The organism is Corynebacterium genitalium ATCC 33030 (genome assembly GCF_000143825.1).
Classification (GTDB): Bacteria; Actinomycetota; Actinomycetes; order Mycobacteriales; family Mycobacteriaceae; genus Corynebacterium; species Corynebacterium genitalium.
This window is the reverse complement of sequence record NZ_CM000961.1, coordinates 1,224,787-1,242,468: the sequence shown is the minus strand read 5'-3', so window position 1 is coordinate 1,242,468 and position 17,682 is coordinate 1,224,787. Positions and strand designations below refer to the sequence as shown.

The following is a 17,682-nucleotide window of genomic DNA, read 5'->3' as shown; positions in this document are numbered from 1 at the left end:
GGTGAATCGGATCTGAACCGCGAAAGACCTCCCGGACTCCAGCTCAATGGCTGGGTCGCGGGAGGTCTCGGTTTTACGGGACGCTAATCCCTAGGGTTTAGAACTTCGGGAGCTTGATACCGCCGATTCGCTCGAGGCAGTTCTGGATGTAGCCGTTGCGCTCGAAGCAGTTGTAGATGCCCACGAGGCCTGCCAGGCCAGCCAGCACACCGAGCGTGATCAGCACGATCTTGCCCATCGGCGAAGAGGACAGTTCGGACGAACCGGAGGAACCGTCAAAGAATCCCTTCGCGGAGCCCTCAGACGAGCCCTTTCCGGAACCTTCAGTGGAACCTTTCCCAGAACCATCAGAAGGGTTGGACGGGCCCTTCGGAGCCTCCTCGGTTGTCGTGGTCGTGGGTGACTGCGGCTCGTCTGAGTTTGTCGTCGTGGTCGGCTTCTCGTCCTGCTTATCAGTCGGCTCAGCCGCCTTGCTCGACTCGTCCTCCCGCTTCTCCGTCGGCTCAGCCGCCTTGCTGGACCCAGTGTCCTGCTTCTCGGACGTGGTCGAAGTAGTGCTCGACTCCTCGTCGTTCGTTTCAGACGTCGTCAAGGTAGAAGTCGTCGGCTTCTCGCTCTGCTCGTCAGTCGGCTCAGCCTGTTCGGTGGTCGTCGTCGTCGGCTTCTCGTCCTGCTTATCAGTCGGCTCAGCCGGCTTGCTGGATTCCTTGTCGTCCTTCTCGGACGTGGTCGAAGTAGTGCTCGACTCCTCGTCGTTCGTTTCAGACGTCGTCAAGGTAGTAGTCGTTGGCTTCTCGCTCTGCTCGTCAGTCGGCTCAGCCTGTTCGGTGGTCGTCGTCGTCGGCTTCTCGTCCTGCTTATCAGTCGGCTCAGCCGGCTTGCTGGATTCCTTGTCGTCCTTCTCGGACGTGGTCGAAGTAGTGCTCGACTCCTCGTCGTTCGTTTCAGACGTCGTCAAGGTAGTAGTCGTTGGCTTCTCGCTCTGCTCGTCAGTCGGCTCAGCCTGTTCGGTGGTCGTCGTCGTCGGCTTCTCGTCCTGCTTATCAGTCGGCTCAGCCGGCTTGCTGGATTCCTTGTCGTCCTTCTCGGACGTGGTCGAAGTAGTGCTCGACTCCTCGTCGTTCGTTTCAGACGTCGCCGAAGCATCGGTTGGTGTCGTCGGCTCGGCCTCCTCCGAAGCGGACGTTGTCGTTTTCGGAGTCAACTTCTCCTCCTCAGACGTCACCGGTGCAGACGATTCCTGGGTTGTAGGGGAGACCGGAACCGACTGTTCTTCAGTCGACTCCTCTTTTTCAACGATCTTTACAGCCGGAAACGGAGTTGCAGCTGCTTTCTTACCGCCAGGGGCGGTGTAATCCTCAGAGAGACCGCAGCGAACCAACGCGTTGATGTTTTTCTCTGAGAAAAACACCTTCGTGCTCCCCTGGACCAAGCCCTGTACGAATGCGTCGGGGTTGAGCGTTGTAGCATCCGTCTTCCGGATGGATGGTTGTACGGTAGAGCCAGGCTCACCAGTCGCCTTGAGCTTCAGCGTCACCTTAGGCAGCTTCTCGTCGCCCGGCTTCAAAATCTCTGCACCACCGTAGAACCAGCGTCCCTCGTTACTAGCTACCCACTCGGCGGGGTTATCGCCAACGTTCTTCCCGGTAAACCCCACCGGACCGACCTCGACAGGGTCTTTGCGTTGTTGCTCACCGACAAAACGAAGACGACCCCCCTCTTCAAGAACACTGAATTTACGAGGAGTGTTTTGATCAAATTCGAAAGAAGTGAGCTCGACGTTGTCCGGAAGATCGATCCACAGATTGGCTTGGGATAAACGCTTTACGGCAACCGTTTTTCCTTGCGCACTCATGACAGTGGGAAAAGCGACTGAACCGGGGTCAATTACGTACTCGAATTCCTCGCCAACCTGCACAGTGTCAGGTGCGGTTGCTTTGAAAGCGAGTGCAAAGTCATTACCGAGATCAAGGGAGGTTCTTGCAAATGCAGCGCTACCCTTCGGTTGAACATAGCAAGCAAGCGGCAGATTAACGTCAGTCGTCGTCGCCTCTTGAGCAACGGCGGAGGGAACAACCAGCGCAGATACCGCGATGGCTCCCGAGGTGAAGCCGGCGAGCGCGCGGCGGAGGTTCATCTTCATTGTGTCTCCATGTGGGAAAAGGCGAACGCCGGGCGCAACGACCGCGTTGAGCGAGGCGAACGGGAAAATGACAGGCAGTCCATAGACAGCGGTTTGACAGTTAACCGCAAGGACTTTCCTGACTATATCACCAACACGGAAACTAAATTGGCCGAGTCGGAAAACCAGGCACATGACACCGAACACACGGGTTCCATGCCTAATAAGTGGGGCCAGCGGGGCTCGAACCCGCGACCAACGGATTATGAGTCCGCGGCTCTAACCGACTGAGCTATAGCCCCTCGCAGCGAGTCAGTATATCCGCGCGCGCTCAGCCCAATGAAACCGGGCACCACACTACCGAACGAAGCCGAAAAGCGCGTACTTACTGGCGATTTGTCACTGTGAACACCTACGGGCTAAAGTAGCAAAACGTTGCACAGCAGCATTCCCGCATAGCTCAGTTGGCAGAGCATTCGACTGTTAATCGAAGGGTCACTGGTTCGAGCCCAGTTGCGGGAGCAGATTAACCCAGCACAGGAATGCGCTGGGTTTCGTCGTTAAGCGAAAGCCTCGCTCTCGACGAACAACTGCGAGCAGGTAGACTCGGGCGCATGATTCAGTTCGTCGTCGGAGCAGCAGCCGGGTACGTGTTTGGCACGAAGGCGGGGCGCAAGCGATACCACCAGATCGTCGACACCACCCAGAAAGTGGTCAATTCGCCTGTGACGCAGCAGGTTGTCCGCTCGACGCGCAAAGCCATCGCGAATCAGCTCGACCCGGAGCCGCGTATGCGCGAGGTGAAGGATCTCAAGCGCGGCAAGAAGAGCACCGGGCCGGAGCTCGAGCACGAGATTTACGAACCCGACGAGGATTAGAGCCTAAACCAGCCCCGCGACAATCCCGTCGAGGATGTCTTTTTCGCTGATCACGAAAGACACGGCTCCGTGCGCTTCGAACGCGGTCATCATCTGCTCGACGATGACAGACCCGGACCCGATGACGTCGGCACGCCCGGGGTGCACCACGGGGTTCGCCGCACGTTCCTTCGCTGTCACTGACCGCAGCCATCCGGTGACTTCCCGCATCCGCGCAAACGGGATGTCGGACATGTGGATCCGCTCGGGATCGTAGGAATCAAGGTCCTGCGCCAGCGCGCTGAGCGTGGTGAATGTTCCCGCGCACCCCACAAACGTCGCAGCCTGCGCGACAGGCACGGTCTCCGCGGCCTCCGCCATTTGCTTATCGACGTACCCCCGCGCCTCACTCGTCTCCTCCCCCGTCGGCGGATCACTGCGCAGGATGCGCTCCGTCAACCTGACGCAGCCCATTTGGGTGGAGTAAGCACCGAGGATCTCCCCCGCTGCGGTACCGACAATGAACTCAGTCGAACCGCCGCCTAAGTCGATGACGCAGAACGGGCCGCGGTCAGAATCAATGTCGAGGGTCGCGCCCGTGAACGACAGGTCCGCTTCCTCTTCCCCGCTGATGACTTCGGCTTGGGCGCCGTCTTGTATGCGGCCGAGAAGCTCGGCGGTCATGCCGAAAAAGTCGTCACGGTTGGACGCATCGCGGGTCGCGGAGGTGGCCACCATACGCACGGCGGATACGCCTTCAGCCTCCATGCGGTCGACGTACGCGGCGAGAGCCTCGCGCGTGCGCTCAATGGCTTCGGGAGCGAGGCGACCGGTGGCGTCCACCCCCTGCCCGAGACGGACGATGGTGTTTTCGCGGGTGATTTCCCGAAGCGCACCGTCCTCCTCGATGGCGCCGATAAGCAAACGGATGGAGTTCGTGCCGCAGTCCACAGCCGCGACGGTTTTCCCGGCCGTCATGCCAGGCCCTCCCCTGCTTCCTCGAGCGTGATGCCGAGATCGTCCAATGTCGGCCAGTCTTCCGGGATCGCGGTGCCGCGCATGTTGCCGTGCTCGGCTGCGAGAGCGACCGCTTCCGTGCCCAGGCGGACGCGGCCTGGCCCCTCTGCCAGCGCGTAGGCGATCAGGACGTGCAGGCACTTCACCCGGTCCGGCATGCCACCACCGGAGAAGTCGGTGCCGAGGTCCTCGATGGCGTTGCGTTCGGCCAGGTAGTGCTCGTGGGCGGCACGGTAGTCCGCCTTGAGGTCTGGGTCGGTGCCCAGACGGGATTCCATCCACTTCATCACCTGCGCGACCTCCAGGCGGGAAGCCTCAGCGGTCAGGCGTGGGTCGGTGAGGTAGTACAGGGTGGGGAACGGGGTGCCGTCGTCAAGCTTGGGCGCGGTCTTGACCACAGCCGGTTGGCCGTCGGGCGTGCGGTACGCGATGGCTAGTACGCCGCGCGGCTCGCGCCCGAGCTGGCGGGCGACAATCTCTAGGTCTTCCCTCATGGACGCTATTGTTCCACAGGTGCTTCAGCCGGCTCGGCCGGTGGTTCCTCGGGCGCAGGTGCCGGTGGCTCTTCGGGTGCCGGAGGCTCTTCAGGCGCGCCCTCGGTCTCGGGTTGCTTTTCCGGGATCTCGCGGAGCGAATCCCATATCACGGTGTGCCACGGGGTGTCCGGGTCAATCTCGTCACCGCGCGACGTTGTGATTGCATCCGACTGCATGCGCGGGTCGATGATGCGCCACGCCGTCTCACCGGGCGCCATCATGCCTAGGCGTCGGCGGGCTTCCTGTTCAACGTAAGCGGGATCGTTGTAACGATCGATTTTCTCTTCGAGCTCAGTTTTTTGCTGCTTCTTCGATTCGATCGACGCTTCCAACCGGGCGATCTCTTCGCGGCCGCTGTAGTAGTTGCGCAGGGGCACCGCGATAGCAATCAGCACGATCAGCACCACGGTGATCAGGACGGCCACGCCGACAATGTCGCCTTTGAGCATCTCCATGCGGCGCGGTTTCTTCGCGCGCGCCTTGGCCCGTGCGGCATCACGGCTGGCAACCGGCACCGTCCGTGGTAGACGGTGCGGGGCGCGGCGTGCGCTGCGCTCGTTCGCGCGTTCAGGGGTGCGCTGCGGGTCACGCTGCGTTCTACCGCCGCGTGCGTTACGCTGCGCCGCGTCGCGCCCTGAGTCGCGTGGGGATCGTGTGGCCATAGTGAATACGAAGTGTACTCGCGCCCACCCCACGACCCCGCGCGACGCGCTGCGGGGCAACGCTCAGAACATTGCCCCGGAAACGAACGCTACTTGTTGTAGCGCGGGAAAGCGTTGCGGCCGGCGTACACAGCAGCCGGGCCGAGCTCTTCCTCAATGCGGATGAGGCGGTTGTACTTCGCCACACGCTCAGAGCGGGCCGGAGCACCAGTCTTGATCTGGCCGCAAGACAGCGCGACAGCCAGGTCGGCGATGGTGGTGTCCTCGGTCTCGCCGGAGCGGTGGGACATCATGGTGGCGTAGCGGTTGCGGTGCGCCAGCTCGACAGCGTCGAAGGTCTCGGTCAGGGTGCCGATCTGGTTGACCTTCACCAGCAGAGCGTTCGCAGCGTTCTGCTCGATGCCCTTGGCCAGGCGGTCCGGGTTGGTGACAAAGAAGTCATCGCCAACGATCTGCACCTTGTCGCCCAGCTCCTCGGTGAGCTTGACGTAGCCGCCCCAGTCATTCTCATCCAGCGGATCCTCAATGGAGACGATCGGGTACGCCTCAACGAGCTCGGCGTAGACCTTGGCCATTTCCTCTGCGGAGTGCTGACCGCCCTCGAAGTTGTAGGAGCCGTTCTCGAAGAACTCGGAGGAAGCCACATCGAGAGCCAGGGCGATGTCGGCGCCCGGCTTGTAGCCAGCCTTCTCGATGGCCTCAACGATCAGATCAAGTGCAGCGCGGGTGGAGTCGACCGAGGGGGCGAAGCCGCCCTCATCGCCCAGGCCGGTGGACAGGCCCTTGTCCTTAATCACGGACTTCAGAGCGTGGTAGACCTCTGCACCCTGACGCAGCGCCTCGGTGAAGGTGTCGGCACCGATCGGGGCGATCATGAACTCTTGGACATCCACGCCAGAGTCTGCGTGTGCGCCACCGTTGAGGATGTTCATCATCGGCACCGGCAGGACGTGCGCGTTCGGGCCGCCGATGTAGCGGTACAGCGGCAGGCCAGCGGAGTCAGCAGCAGCCTTGGCATTCGCCATGGAGACACCCAGGATCGCGTTAGCACCGAGGTTCTTCTTGTTGTCGGAGCCGTCCAGCTCAATCATGGCCAAGTCAAGGACACGCTGGTCATCCGCCTCAATGCCGGCAATGGCATCCGCGATGGTTTCGTTGACGTTGGTCACGGCGTTCTGGACGCCCTTGCCGCCGTAGCGGTCGCCGCCGTCGCGAAGCTCGTGCGCCTCGTGCTCGCCGGTGGACGCGCCGGAGGGCACCGCAGCAATGCCGTGGGAACCGTCGTCGAGGAAGACCTCAACCTCAACGGTCGGGTTACCGCGCGAGTCCATGATTTCACGTGCGTACGTCAGCATGATGTCAGCCACTGAAAATCTCCTTTGATCAGAGGTGGGATTGTCCGCCCCCGATTCTTCCAGAAAAACTGCCCCGCCGTCTGCGCTCGCGACTATCGGTGCGCGGGCTGGTCCAGCGCGTAGTTCGCGGCGGCGTCGCGGACGCGGATGACGTAATCGTTGGAGTGGTTGTACCCCAAGATCGCCGCCTGCCAGTCCTCCGGCGCAGACAGGTCGCGCCCGCCAAAGCAGAGCAGGTTGGCGGCGGTCAGCGCTGCATCGTCGATCTGTTGCGGGTCGGCGTAGCCGTCGCCGTTGGCATCGCGGCTATAGCGGGACCAGGACTCGGGAATGAACTGCATCGGGCCGACCGCACGGTCATACTCAGTGTCGTTGTCGTAGTGGCCACCGTCAGTGTCGTCAATACGCGCGAAGCCTTCGCTACCGTCCAAGGCGGGACCGATGATGGCGGGGTCGGCGACACCGCTCTCGTTTAGCCGGGCCGGGTCGAACATCCGGCCCGTATAGGTGCCATGGCGCGTTTCCACCCAGCCGATACCGGCAAGGGTGTTCCAGTGCAAGTTGCAGGTCGGCCACGACTCACGGGCAATAAGTTCAGCGTTGCCGTAAGCGCGCACTGCCTGGGGGTCGATGCCGGTGGACTCGGCAATCGGGGCGGCCCACTCAGCGAGGAGGTCAGAGGTTCGGCCGGGGCCGTGGACGTCGATAAGCGGCGGCGATTGCGCTGCTGCGGGCGGGAGGTCCGTAGGCACCGGTTGACGTTGCTGCTGGGACACCGGGTTGCCCATGCTGCTGAACAGCCAGAAAACGATCGCGATGATGAGTACAATCGCCATCACCACGCCCAGAACCGCACCGCACCCTCCGGCACGCCCGTTTTGCCGACTCGGCGGCGGGGATTTCGGGGCGTAGTAGCGGGGCGCAGTCACGATCGAACACTCTACCGCGCGGGCTCACCAATCCTTGCATCCCCAAAGAACTGCCAAGAAAAGTGCCCCTGCAGCAACAGTTTCCTCTTCCGTCACTGCGCGCGACGTCCCTCCAACGGCCGCATTGGTGACCAGCCGCTAGCGCATCGCTTAACGACGGCTACCCCCGCCCGTAATCTCTCGCTTCTTTCCTTCGGCCCACAACCGGACCTGTTCAGCTTTAGCCACGGTGCCGGTGCTGCCGTTGAACAGATAGGGCGCACGGCTCTTCATCTTGTCCACGAACGCCTGCGCGACATCAGCGAAAGAGAAAGCTCCACGCTGGTTTGCGATCTCAGCGTGGAAGAGCACCTGTAGAAGCAGGTCAGAGAGCTCCTTCTTCATCTCCTCGTCACCCTGCTCTGTGCGTACAGCATCCGCGAACTCGGCCGATTCCTGCTCAAGGTACTCCAGCAAAGACTCATGGGTTTGGCCCATTTCCCACTCTCCGCGGGTGCGCGCCGCGCGCATGACCCGCTGCGCCTGATACACCGGATCCAACAGCGAGGACACCTGCACGAGTTCCTCGCCCGCCTCCACGCGTTCTTGCACAACGGGATCGTGGAGATCGGTCGTGACCAGCCACCCTTGCCCCTCGGCATCCTCCCCGCGAACGAGGTCACCGAAGTTCCACCGGGCCGCAATGGGCACCTCGTCAGTGAAGATGACAGGACCCTTCACCCGGCCGGCGACACCGATGGAGATCATGTCCGGCCATCGAGGATCCAAAACCAGAACGCTCATAAGGCTATATATTAGCGGGGAGAGACGTTTTCAGACTCATCCGCGGAAGGCGCGGTCGTTGAGCTCCCGGCGCGCTTGCTCCAGCGCGACCAGGTCAGAGAACAAGGCGTTGTACGCCATCTCATCATCGCTCGGCCGCATACGCTGCAGCTGCGACTTCAGCTGCGCGATCTGGTTACCCACCCTGACCTCCTGGAGACGGGAGAGCACAGAGTCGGCGTAAGCGCTCGGGTCCGCCGCATGAATTTCTTCGACCGCGAGCTCAGAGACGAAGTTTCGGCCGGTCACATCGACCATTTCTGCGGCGACATTCGCGATCCACGCTGGGCCGGCACTCTCTGAAGCGCCAGCATTGGCCGCTCCGCCCACCTTGGCCATGGCGTCGCGGACGGCCCGGTACGCCGGATCGGTGAATGCGTCCGGGTTGATGCCGTCGAAGTAGCTGCCGGCAGCCTCCGGATACTGCAGCGCCACCTTGATAGCCTCACGCTGGGCCCACAGGCGCGGGTCCTGCGGGTTAGGCACCTGGAAGGCGGGAGCACCCGGCGCGCCGGAGCCGCCATCGGAAGCTGCGGGGGTCGCGTTCTCCCACGCAGAACGCTTGTTGCCCTTATTCGACGGGTTCTTCGCTTCCTGGCGGACCTGGCGGATCACTTCATTCGGGTCCGGCCAACCGACCCATCCTGCGAGCTGGCGGGCGTACTCGGTTTGCAGTGGGGTGTCGCGGATCTGGGCGACGACGGGGACGGTACGCCGCAAAGCTTGCAGGCGCCCCTCCGGAGTATCCAGCGAGTAGTCCTTGAGCAGCGATTCAATGACGAACTCGAACATGGGAACGCGGCTGGCCACCAGATTCCGCACCGCGGAATCGCCCTTAGCCATGCGCAGATCGCACGGGTCCATGCCCTCCGGAGCGACAGCGACGAAAGACTGGCCGGTGAACTGCTGGTCACCCTCGAAAGCGCGCATGGCAGCTTTCTGGCCGGCCTCATCACCGTCGAAGGTGTAGATGAGCTCGCCACGAAAGTAATTGTCGTCCAGCATGAGACGGCGGATGATGCTCATGTGGTCCTTACCGAAGGCCGTGCCGCACGCAGCGACAGCGGTGGTGATGCCGGCGGCGTGCATCGCCATGACATCGGTGTAGCCCTCGACCACGACGCACTGGTGGCCTTGTGCGATGTTCTTCTTCGCCAAATCGAGGCCGAAAAGCACCTTGGACTTGTGATAGAGCATCGTGTCCTGGGTGTTCATGTACTTGCCCATATTGTCGTCATCGAACAACTTGCGGGCACCGAAACCGATGACGTTGCCGGCGACATCCTTGATCGGCCACAGCAGGCGGCGGCGGAACTTGTCGATGGGACCGCGGCGCCCCATCGTGGACAAGCCCGCCTCTTGCAGCTCCTGCGCGTCAAACCCCTTGCGCAGCAGGTGCTTGGTCAACGTGTCCCAGCCGTCGGGAGCGTAGCCGCATTCGAAGTGGTAAATGGTGTCTTTGTCGAAGCCGCGGTCGAGCAGGAACCGTCGCCCAGGCTCAGCCTCCGGAGTCTCCAACTGCTCGCGGTAGAACTCGTGCGCAGCCTTGTTGGCGGCGAGCAAACGTGCGCGGGTACCGGGCTTCACATCGCGGGCGCCAGTGGATCCGCCCTGGTAATTGATGTGGTAGCCGATCTCCTCCGCGACCGCCTCGACTGCTTCAGGGAAAGAGAGCTGCTCCATCTCCATCATGAAGGAGAAGACATCGCCGCCTTTGCCGGTAGAGAAGCAGTGGTAGTAACCGCGGGCGGGGCGCACGTGGAACGACGGGGTCTTCTCATCCTTGAAGGGCGACAAGCCTTTCAGAGAGTCATGCCCGGCAGGCTTGAGCTGAACGTACTCCCCCACGATGTCCGCGATGTTGGCGCGCTCACGGATAGCCTCGATGTCACTATCCGGAATTCTGCCCCTAGCCATGGCGCATATAGTACCTGCGCACCCGGACACGCGGAATAGCGCTGGATTGGGCGGGGCAATGCGCCGTCGTAAAGCATGCGGAGCATCCTGCACACGAGTGCGTAGGACCCATCCCGAACTGAGTCGCACCTGCCGCACTTCTCTCACAAGTTTCAAACGCCTCAAGTGGCGCATGTTGTTGAGTTCGGGATGGGCTCTAGCCCTCACTAAACGACACCCCACCTTGCTCGGGATGCGGGCAGGGGCCTAGCGGAGAGCGGCGTGAACACTCACAATCAATGTATGGGGAACATCGGGGATGAACAGCCGCGCAATCTTCTCGGCTCTGAACGCGCCGATCGAGCGGCTGAGCTACGCCACCGTCTCTACCAAGAGCTCAGTGCCACGAGTCTCTATTGGTCAGGCAACGGGGCCCATCAAGACGCTGTAGCGAATCGGCCACTGTCCCTCGTCGCGGATAAAGCACTCGTTGATCAGGCCTGGTTTCGCGGTTTACCAACCCATGAGAAGGAAACCGTGCGCGGTGCCGCTGCCGTTCTGGCGACGCGGAAAGCTGTCTTGGTCGGACGGTGGGCGGCAGCACAACACGGTATGTGGACTCCGACGCCCGGCGGCGGGCCCGTGGACCTTGTGCTCCCTTCTGGCTCGGTGCCTCCGAAATCCAAATGGCCACAGTTGACCCGCTACCACCAGTTCCCGATCAAAGACGACGACATTGTCGAGCTTGACGGTGTCCGCACAACCACACCTCTACGCACGAGCATTGATCTCCGCCGCCTCGAAGGCCGGGTGGGAGGGTTTCTTGCCGTCACTGCCCTGCTCAATAGCGGCATCCCTCTCAAGGAGATCGTCGCTTACAACCGATCTTTCGAGGATCCCCTCCCCCGAAACCACCACCTCCCTGTCTCCGCAGACTGGGATCCACCGCGGTTCTCCGACTTTGGAACCTGCCTGGCCTACGCGTGGATAGCCGAGGACGGCATGTGGGTGCGGGGCAACGTTGATCTGGGAAAGGGGTGGACCGCGCCCATCGTCGTTGATAGCCGCCTCATTGTGCTTATCGACGACGATCCCCTCCGCATACCCGCCAGCAACTGGACCACAGCTCCAATCCCCTCACCCCAAGAACCCCATTTATGCGCTACCGCACGGGGCTATCGGATCATCTTCTTTACCACCGACCAAGTCACGCGCAGCAAGACAGCGTTTATCCGCCGGATTCGTAGTGAAAAGCTCAGGTACGGAGGTGGCACACCCTAAATGCGATTAGTGAGCAGCCATAGGCGGGACCAGTGTTAAAGGAGTGACTCAGTTCGGGATGGGTCCTACGCCGCCCCCACCGACCCATGCCTAGGTGAAGAAGCCGGCGAGGCCGTCGGCCTTCTTTGCTGTGCGCTCCAAACGCGACTCCGTCATCGAGGCGATCTGGTCGATGATGACGCGCTGGCGCTGCGCATCGGTGGAGGCGTCAGCCCACCAGGCGGCGAACATCGTGTCCAGGGTGCCCGGCGCGCCCGCCAGCAGGTAGTCATAAACGCGGGTGATGCGGTCGCGCTGCCTGTCCTGCCGCGCGATGTGGGCGGGCATATCCATCACGTAGAGCACAGCGACGGTCTTGAGCAGACGGACCTCAGCCTCCGGTTCAGGCGGGATGACCAATTCCCCGTGCATGCGCCCCAGTTTCGCGCCCTCGGGCTTCGCCGCGAGCGTCGCGGAAACCACCGCACCGACATAGCGGCCGACCAGCTCCGATGTCATCCGCTTCAAATTCACGTACCCCTGGAGTGAGTAGTCGAAGTCGGCAGCTTCGCAGACGGTGGGGAGCGATCGGAGGCGGGCTGCGGCGTCGATAAGCTCCTCGGCCGTACCGCCAAACGCCGCCGCGCCCTTCTGCGCGAGCGCGGCCAGCTCCACGAGATCCCACAGCACCTTGAGCGTAATGCGTCCGGACAGAATGCCGTCTTCGACATCGTGGACGCTGTAGGCGATGTCATCGGAGCAGTCCATGACCTGCGCTTCCATCGGCGGGCGGTCGTCGACGTGGCCTTCACGCAGCCACGCGAGGATCTCCGCGTCCTCGTCGTAGGCGCCGTACTTCCTGTTCACGGTGCCGTCCGGGTTGGTCCGCGTGCGCGGGTACTTGCAGGCTGCGTCTAGGGCGGCGCGGGTGAGGTTGAGGCCGTGGGATGTGCCGTCGATAAGCAATTTCGGCTCGAGGCGCGTGAGAATGCGCAGCGTTTGTGCGTTGCCCTCAAAACCGCCGCAGCCGTGCGCGAGCGCGTTGAGTGCGACTTCGCCGTTGTGCCCGTACGGCGGGTGGCCGATGTCGTGCGTGAGTCCCGCCATTTCGCACAGGTCTGGGTTGAGGCCCAAGCCGGAGCCGATTCCGCGGGCGATCTGCGCGACTTCAAGCGAGTGCGTCAGCCGGGTACGTGGGGTGTCGCCGTCACGCGGGCCGACAACCTGCGTCTTGTCAGCGAGCCGGCGCAGGGCCGCGGAGTGAAGCACACGGGCCCGGTCCCGCGAGAACGCGTCGCGAGAGTCCACGCTCTCGGCGAGCTGCGAACCTTTCTCCCCCTCCGTGACGCGCCTGGCGGTGTCGGCAGATTCATACTGGTAAGCCATCGCTCACGAGCCTAGACGCGGTCTTACGCTTTCGCGGACGGACAACGGCGTGTCTGGCACCAACCGCGCTACCCTAGTGGGCATGACTCCGCGTAACTTCCCGCGTTCCATCCGCATCGCCCTTGCTGTGCCTGCGCTTGCCGGCGCCGCCGCTTTCTCTGCTGCACCGCTGGCGTACGCTGCGTTCAGCGGTGACGAGCAGGTGCTCGCGCAGACAGCGACTGCGCTGTCCCCGACCGGTTTGTCCGAGAACGTCACTGACGACGCCGGGGTGCTCAGCGGCGCCGAGAAGCAGCAGATCGAATCGGCGATCCAGCAGTTGAAGCAGGACAAGCAGCTCAACGCGTATGTCGTCTACATGGACTCCTTCGGTGGCCAGGACCCCGCCGAGTGGGTGCGCGAAGCCATCACGGACAAGGGCCCGAACACGGCCGTTTTGGCGATTGACACGGAGGGCAAGTTCAACGTCAACGCGGGCAGCCAATGGAGCAGCGGCGACGTCGACAACATGTACGATGCGGCGTACAGCCAGCTAACCGGCAAGAACTACGGCGCTGCCGGTTTGAACGCGATCAATGCCGTGAACGGCTCCTCCGACGGCGAGGGCGCGGCGCTCGTTGCTGGTGGCCTGGGTGCGGCAGCTCTCGCCGGCGGCGGCTTCTACATGTACGGCCGCAACAAGAACAACAAGCGCGACCGGAAGCAGCTTGAGTCCGCTAGGGCCCTGGCCCCGGGCGACACCGAATCGCTCGGCCGCTTACCTACGCACACCTTGGAGGAACTCGCGCACGATGCGCTCGTCCAGACCGACGAGTCCATTCGCTTGGGCAAGGAAGAGCTCGAGATCGCTTCCGCAGAGTTCGGCGCCGACCGTGTTCGCCCCTTCACTTCCGCCATGAACCAGGCCACGTCTGAGCTGCAGCGCGCATTCAACACCCACCAGCGGCTTGGCGACGCTATCCCGGAGACCGAGCCGGAAAAGCGCGCGATGCTCATCGACATCATCTCCTCCTGCGGCCAAGCCGAAGAAGCGCTCAAGGCCAAGGCGGAGGAGTTCCAGGAGATGCGCGGCGTGCTCATGAAGGCCAATGAGGAAGTGGACGCGATCTTCCAGCGCACTGTCGATTTGCGCGCCCGCATTGAGCCGGCCCGTGCGACGCTGAGCGACCTGCAGTCGCGTTACGACGAGCAACTGCTCTCCTCCATCACCCAGAACGTCGACATCGCCCAAGGTTCGATTCAGGAAGCGGAGGGCCAGCTCGAGCAGGCGCGTGGACTTGCCTCGCAGCCTGCGGGCCAGCAAGGCGCACTCATCGACATCCTCCGCGGCGCCCAGCACGCGGTCGAGGTCGCCGACACCAACCTGCGGGCCATCGAGCACGCAGAGGCAAATATCTCCACCGCCCGCACGAACCTTCCCGCACTGATCCAGGAGATCCAAGACGAGCTGCAGGAGATTGAGCAGCTCAAGCAGCAGACGAACCAGGGCGCGCGTATCGACGTCCGCGCCCTCGACGCCGTCTCCTCCCGCGCCCGCGAAGCACTCTCCCAGATGGGCAACCGCCCCGAGACGGACCCGTTGGCGCTGTACACCGAGCTCACCCACCTCGACGCCGACATTGACGAGCAGATCGACCAGGCCCGTGGTGTCGCCTCCGACCAGCAGCGCCGCCTGCAGCTTTTGGACCAACAGCTCCAAGTCGCTAACGCGCAGATCCAAGGTGCAGAAGACCTGATCAACTCCCGCGGACGCATCATTCGCTCCCGTGCCCGCACCTTGCTTGCGGAGGCAAAGCGCCAGTACGCCGAGGCACTCAACCGCCGCACTCAGGACACGAAGAACGCGATCGAGTTCGCCCGCGCCGCAACCGACTCCGCTCGCCGGGCCGTCAACGCCGCGAACGACGACATCACCTCCTACCGCAACCAGCAGACCACCCAGTCCATGAACACCATGGCCAACGCAATTATCTGGGGGTCCATCCTCGGTGGAGGCGGCGGTGGCGGCTTCGGTGGAGGAGGCTTCGGCGGTGGCGGCGGTGGCTTCTCCGGAGGCGGAGGCGGCGGTTTTGCCGGCGGCATGGGCGGTCGCGGCGGCAGCTTCTAGCTCGCTGCAACGACCGAAGCCGAAGCTTGTACGACAGCCCCGCTTCAGAGCAGGGGCATGGTGAGCGGGGAAGGACTCGGATCCATCCCGAACTCAACCTCACCAGACACTTAGGCCACGCCAGCTGCACGCCCCGTGAAGCGCTAAAAGCCCGGGGCAAGTGTGTCAGGTGGTGCTCTTGTGACTGAGTTCGGGATGAACGCTAGCTTTCGCTGACTCAGTACAGCGTGCGGCGGGCTGGCGTGTCTATCAGCGTCAACGCCCAAGTGAGAAACACCAGATCCGCAAACGGCATGTCACGGGTCTGAGTGACGGCGAGGTCGAGGCCATTCTTCGGTGAGGTGGTGGCGCAGGGGGCGCCAGAGACGTCGATAAGCGTGCGGGTTTTAGAGAACGCACCGCCCCGCTCGAGCGTGTACGTGCGTGAACCGCAGCGTGCGGTCAGGGTTCCCACGCCGATGCCCCGCGTGCGGACCGAGAACTTCTCCCCCGTGTCGCGCACCTCACCGGTGACCTTCCAGCTCATTGCCCCGGCCGAGTGCTTGACTTCGATGCTGACGTCGTCAGCAGACAAGGTGCCAGTCCCGGGATCGTAGACGGCCAGGGGCGCACCGGTTTCGCTGAGCAGCGAATCCCCACGCCACGTTGCAGTGATCATGGAATGAGCAGCCAGACTGCGACGACGAAGACGCTCAAGAACACCATGAGCCCGATCAGCGCCGTCGTGTTGACCATTTTCCGATACTCAAGCACCAGGCGCGACACCCATGCCAGCCCGACGATGTGGTCCAGCGGCAAAGCCGTTTGGCTGTCCGGGTCAGCTGGGCTCGACGGGTGGGCAAGTTCGCTCGAGGTGTCGAACTCCAACACCGACCGGCGCACGCCATTGTGATCGGAGGTGAATTGGGCGACCTTGTTGCCGTTTGCGTCGTCGATGATCCAGTTCTTCGACGACTCGGCAATGAGCGTGTACGGCTCGCCGCCGATCATCACCGGGATCTGCTTATCGCGCTTGAGCGATGCCGGGGCCGACACGATTTCCTGGCCAGTCTCTGCGGCGGTCGCTTTGGCTCCGGCTTCGGGGGTGGAGATGAGGGTCCAGGTGGAGCCGTCGGAAAGCGTGGCGCTGTCGTGCCTGAACTCCGCGAGCGTCTCCGGGCCTGCCTCTGCGAGCAGCTTCGGGGCGTCCCTGTCCGTGCGATCCCAGCTGACGTAGTGCATTAGCACCCCACCAGGCGGGCGGCGAGGTAGCTTTCCAGCTCGTCGAGCGGCACGCGCTCCTGCTCCATCGTGTCGCGCTCGCGCACGGTCACGGCCTTGTCCTCGAGCGAATCGAAGTCGAACGTGACGCAGAACGGGGTGCCGATTTCATCTTGGCGGCGGTAGCGGCGTCCAATCGCACCAGAGGTGTCGTAATCAATGCTCCAGTGCTGGCGCAGCGTTGCCGCGAGTTCCTCTGCCGGGCCGGAAAGCTCCGGCTTCTTCGACAGCGGCAGCACTGCGACCTTGATCGGCGACAAGCGCCGGTCGAGCTTCAGAACGACACGCTTATCGACGCCGCCCTTCGCGTTCGGTGCCTCATCCTCGTGGTAGGCATCAATCAGGAAGGCCATCATTGCGCGACCCAAACCAGCAGCGGGCTCGATGCAGTACGGGATCCACCGCTCGCCGGATTCCTGGTCGAAGAAGGACAGGTCTTCGCCGGATGCTTCCGCGTGCGTCTTCAGGTCGTAGTCGGTGCGGTTGGCCACACCTTCAAGCTCGCCCCACTTGGAGCCCTGGAAACCGAATGCGTACTCCAAGTCGACCGTGCGCTTGGAGTAGTGGGACAGCTTCTCCTGCGGGTGCTCGTACAGGCGCAGGTTCTCCGGGTTGATGCCCAGGTCGATGTACCACTGGTGGCGGGCATCGATCCAGTACTGGTGCCACTGCTCGTCTTCGCCGGGTTTGACGAAGAACTCCATTTCCATCTGCTCGAACTCGCGGGTGCGGAAGATGAAGTTGCCCGGGGTGATCTCGTTGCGGAAGGACTTACCCACGTTGGCAATGCCGAACGGCGGCTTCATGCGTGCCGACGTCATGACGTTCTTGAAGTTCACAAAGATGCCCTGAGCTGTCTCTGGGCGCATGTAGTGCAGGCCCTCTTTGTCGTCGACGGGCCCAAGGTAGGTCTTCATCAAACCGGAGAACGCGCGCGGCTCCGTCCAGTTGCCGGGCTGGCCCGTCTCCGGATCGTTGATGTCCGCCAGGCCGTTAGCCGGCGGGTGGCCGTGCTTCTCTTCGTAGGCCTCCAGCAAGTGGTCTGCGCGGTAACGCTTGTGCGTGTGCAGCGACTCCACCAACGGGTCCGTGAAGACCTCGACGTGGCCGGAGGCGACCCACACCTGCGGCGGCAGGATGATCGAGGTATCCACACCGACAACATCCGCGCGCGACTGCACCATCGTCTTCCACCACTGGCGCTTCAGGTTCTCCTTCAGCTCCACGCCGAGCGGACCGTAATCCCAAGCAGAACGGGTACCGCCGTAAATTTCACCAGCCGGATACACCAACCCGCGGCGCTTGCACAGATTGACGACGGTATCGATCGCAGTTGTTGCCATGGGCAGTTCAACTCTCCTCTTACAGGGTGCTTGGAAATATCTGGTCCAAGTGTAGCCGGTGCCCCGAACACCGGACTGGCCCGGTGCAGTAGGGGCACGACGATAGGCTAAAGAAGTGAAAATGAGACCA

General features: G+C 62.7%; 15 protein-coding genes and 2 tRNA genes. 4 read left to right on the top strand and 13 right to left on the bottom strand.

What is annotated here, in order from left to right; all coding sequences use genetic code 11:
- Nucleotides 1-97 precede the first annotated feature (97 nt).
- Nucleotides 98-2,143 carry a hypothetical protein gene (locus tag HMPREF0291_RS05870; RefSeq protein ID WP_005289381.1) on the bottom strand — a complete coding sequence of 682 codons (2,046 nt, stop codon included), beginning with the start codon at nucleotides 2,141-2,143 and terminating at the stop codon, nucleotides 98-100.
- Nucleotides 2,144-2,350: 207 nt separating this feature from the next.
- Nucleotides 2,351-2,424 (bottom strand) — tRNA-Ile (locus HMPREF0291_RS05865).
- Between the two features lie 147 nt (nucleotides 2,425-2,571).
- Between HMPREF0291_RS05865 and HMPREF0291_RS05860 the strand changes: the two genes are divergently transcribed.
- Nucleotides 2,572-2,644: transfer RNA gene (locus tag HMPREF0291_RS05860), tRNA-Asn, on the top strand.
- A 92-nt stretch (nucleotides 2,645-2,736) separates the two neighbouring features.
- Nucleotides 2,737-3,000 carry an integrase domain-containing protein gene (locus tag HMPREF0291_RS05855; protein ID WP_005289379.1) on the top strand — a complete coding sequence of 88 codons (264 nt, stop codon included), beginning with the start codon at nucleotides 2,737-2,739 and terminating at the stop codon, nucleotides 2,998-3,000.
- 3 nt (nucleotides 3,001-3,003) lie between these two features.
- Here HMPREF0291_RS05855 and HMPREF0291_RS05850 read toward each other — a convergent pair whose 3' ends face one another.
- From HMPREF0291_RS05850 to dnaG, 7 genes are all read right to left on the bottom strand, one after another.
- Complete coding sequence (locus HMPREF0291_RS05850) at nucleotides 3,004-3,957, bottom strand: Ppx/GppA phosphatase family protein (protein ID WP_005289377.1); 954 nt, start codon at nucleotides 3,955-3,957, stop codon at nucleotides 3,004-3,006.
- Nucleotides 3,954-4,490, bottom strand: coding sequence for a DUF501 domain-containing protein (locus HMPREF0291_RS05845; RefSeq protein WP_005289375.1), 537 nt, complete (start codon nucleotides 4,488-4,490; stop codon nucleotides 3,954-3,956). Before HMPREF0291_RS05845 ends, HMPREF0291_RS05850 begins: the two co-directional genes overlap by 4 nt.
- Before the next feature lie 5 nt (nucleotides 4,491-4,495).
- Nucleotides 4,496-5,194, bottom strand: a complete 699-nt coding sequence (locus HMPREF0291_RS05840; RefSeq protein WP_005289373.1) for a septum formation initiator family protein — start codon at nucleotides 5,192-5,194, stop codon at nucleotides 4,496-4,498.
- Between the two features lie 89 nt (nucleotides 5,195-5,283).
- Complete coding sequence (eno, locus tag HMPREF0291_RS05835; RefSeq protein ID WP_005289372.1) at nucleotides 5,284-6,561, bottom strand: phosphopyruvate hydratase; 1,278 nt, start codon at nucleotides 6,559-6,561, stop codon at nucleotides 5,284-5,286.
- A gap of 80 nt (nucleotides 6,562-6,641) precedes the next feature.
- Nucleotides 6,642-7,385: a lytic transglycosylase domain-containing protein gene (locus HMPREF0291_RS05830; RefSeq protein ID WP_040423566.1), complete on the bottom strand. Its 744-nt coding sequence runs from the start codon at nucleotides 7,383-7,385 to the stop codon at nucleotides 6,642-6,644.
- Nucleotides 7,386-7,628: 243 nt separating this feature from the next.
- Nucleotides 7,629-8,261, bottom strand: a complete 633-nt coding sequence (locus HMPREF0291_RS05825) for a MazG nucleotide pyrophosphohydrolase domain-containing protein (protein ID WP_005289368.1) — start codon at nucleotides 8,259-8,261, stop codon at nucleotides 7,629-7,631.
- A 36-nt stretch (nucleotides 8,262-8,297) separates the two neighbouring features.
- The gene (gene dnaG / locus HMPREF0291_RS05820) at nucleotides 8,298-10,217 is read right to left on the bottom strand and encodes a DNA primase (protein WP_005289364.1); all 1,920 of its coding nucleotides are present in this window, start codon (nucleotides 10,215-10,217) and stop codon (nucleotides 8,298-8,300) included.
- A gap of 282 nt (nucleotides 10,218-10,499) precedes the next feature.
- Here dnaG and HMPREF0291_RS05815 point away from each other — a divergent pair, with 282 nt between their 5' ends.
- Nucleotides 10,500-11,477 carry a hypothetical protein gene (locus HMPREF0291_RS05815; RefSeq protein WP_005289363.1) on the top strand — a complete coding sequence of 326 codons (978 nt, stop codon included), beginning with the start codon at nucleotides 10,500-10,502 and terminating at the stop codon, nucleotides 11,475-11,477.
- Between the two features lie 90 nt (nucleotides 11,478-11,567).
- Here HMPREF0291_RS05815 and HMPREF0291_RS05810 read toward each other — a convergent pair whose 3' ends face one another.
- Nucleotides 11,568-12,842, bottom strand: a complete 1,275-nt coding sequence (locus tag HMPREF0291_RS05810) for a deoxyguanosinetriphosphate triphosphohydrolase (protein WP_005289361.1) — start codon at nucleotides 12,840-12,842, stop codon at nucleotides 11,568-11,570.
- Nucleotides 12,843-12,924: 82 nt separating this feature from the next.
- Here HMPREF0291_RS05810 and HMPREF0291_RS05805 point away from each other — a divergent pair, with 82 nt between their 5' ends.
- Nucleotides 12,925-14,949 (top strand): TPM domain-containing protein, encoded by a 2,025-nt coding sequence (locus tag HMPREF0291_RS05805; RefSeq protein WP_005289359.1) that lies wholly within the window; start codon nucleotides 12,925-12,927, stop codon nucleotides 14,947-14,949.
- 217 nt (nucleotides 14,950-15,166) lie between these two features.
- On the opposite strand, the gene HMPREF0291_RS11300 is transcribed toward HMPREF0291_RS05805, so the two are convergent.
- From HMPREF0291_RS11300 to HMPREF0291_RS05790, 3 genes are read right to left on the bottom strand one after another with little or no spacing between them, the layout of a single operon-like run.
- Entirely contained in the window at nucleotides 15,167-15,607 is a 441-nt protein-coding gene (locus HMPREF0291_RS11300; RefSeq protein WP_005289357.1) for a hypothetical protein, read from the bottom strand.
- On the bottom strand, nucleotides 15,604-16,170 hold the full coding sequence (locus HMPREF0291_RS05795; protein ID WP_005289355.1) for a hypothetical protein: 567 nt from the start codon (nucleotides 16,168-16,170) through the stop codon (nucleotides 15,604-15,606). Before HMPREF0291_RS05795 ends, HMPREF0291_RS11300 begins: the two co-directional genes overlap by 4 nt.
- A complete protein-coding gene (locus HMPREF0291_RS05790) occupies nucleotides 16,170-17,552 on the bottom strand; it encodes a glycine--tRNA ligase (protein ID WP_005289354.1) in 1,383 nt (460 codons plus the stop codon). The genes HMPREF0291_RS05795 and HMPREF0291_RS05790 overlap by 1 nt, the downstream gene beginning before the upstream one ends.
- Nucleotides 17,553-17,682 lie beyond the last annotated feature (130 nt).

Coding starts and splice junctions, on each gene's coding strand:
- HMPREF0291_RS05810 (WP_005289361.1), bottom strand. CDS start 12,842: ATGGCTTACCAGTATGAATCTGCCGACACCGCCAGGCGCGTCACGGAG.
- HMPREF0291_RS05845 (WP_005289375.1), bottom strand. CDS start 4,490: ATGAGGGAAGACCTAGAGATTGTCGCCCGCCAGCTCGGGCGCGAGCCG.
- HMPREF0291_RS05825 (WP_005289368.1), bottom strand. CDS start 8,261: ATGAGCGTTCTGGTTTTGGATCCTCGATGGCCGGACATGATCTCCATC.
- HMPREF0291_RS05870 (WP_005289381.1), bottom strand. CDS start 2,143: ATGAAGATGAACCTCCGCCGCGCGCTCGCCGGCTTCACCTCGGGAGCC.
- HMPREF0291_RS05815 (WP_005289363.1), top strand. CDS start 10,500: ATGGGGAACATCGGGGATGAACAGCCGCGCAATCTTCTCGGCTCTGAA.
- HMPREF0291_RS05805 (WP_005289359.1), top strand. CDS start 12,925: ATGACTCCGCGTAACTTCCCGCGTTCCATCCGCATCGCCCTTGCTGTG.
- HMPREF0291_RS05850 (WP_005289377.1), bottom strand. CDS start 3,957: ATGACGGCCGGGAAAACCGTCGCGGCTGTGGACTGCGGCACGAACTCC.
- HMPREF0291_RS05855 (WP_005289379.1), top strand. CDS start 2,737: ATGATTCAGTTCGTCGTCGGAGCAGCAGCCGGGTACGTGTTTGGCACG.
- dnaG (WP_005289364.1), bottom strand. CDS start 10,217: ATGGCTAGGGGCAGAATTCCGGATAGTGACATCGAGGCTATCCGTGAG.
- HMPREF0291_RS05840 (WP_005289373.1), bottom strand. CDS start 5,194: ATGGCCACACGATCCCCACGCGACTCAGGGCGCGACGCGGCGCAGCGT.
- HMPREF0291_RS05795 (WP_005289355.1), bottom strand. CDS start 16,170: ATGCACTACGTCAGCTGGGATCGCACGGACAGGGACGCCCCGAAGCTG.
- HMPREF0291_RS11300 (WP_005289357.1), bottom strand. CDS start 15,607: ATGATCACTGCAACGTGGCGTGGGGATTCGCTGCTCAGCGAAACCGGT.
- HMPREF0291_RS05790 (WP_005289354.1), bottom strand. CDS start 17,552: ATGGCAACAACTGCGATCGATACCGTCGTCAATCTGTGCAAGCGCCGC.
- HMPREF0291_RS05830 (WP_040423566.1), bottom strand. CDS start 7,385: ATGGCGATTGTACTCATCATCGCGATCGTTTTCTGGCTGTTCAGCAGC.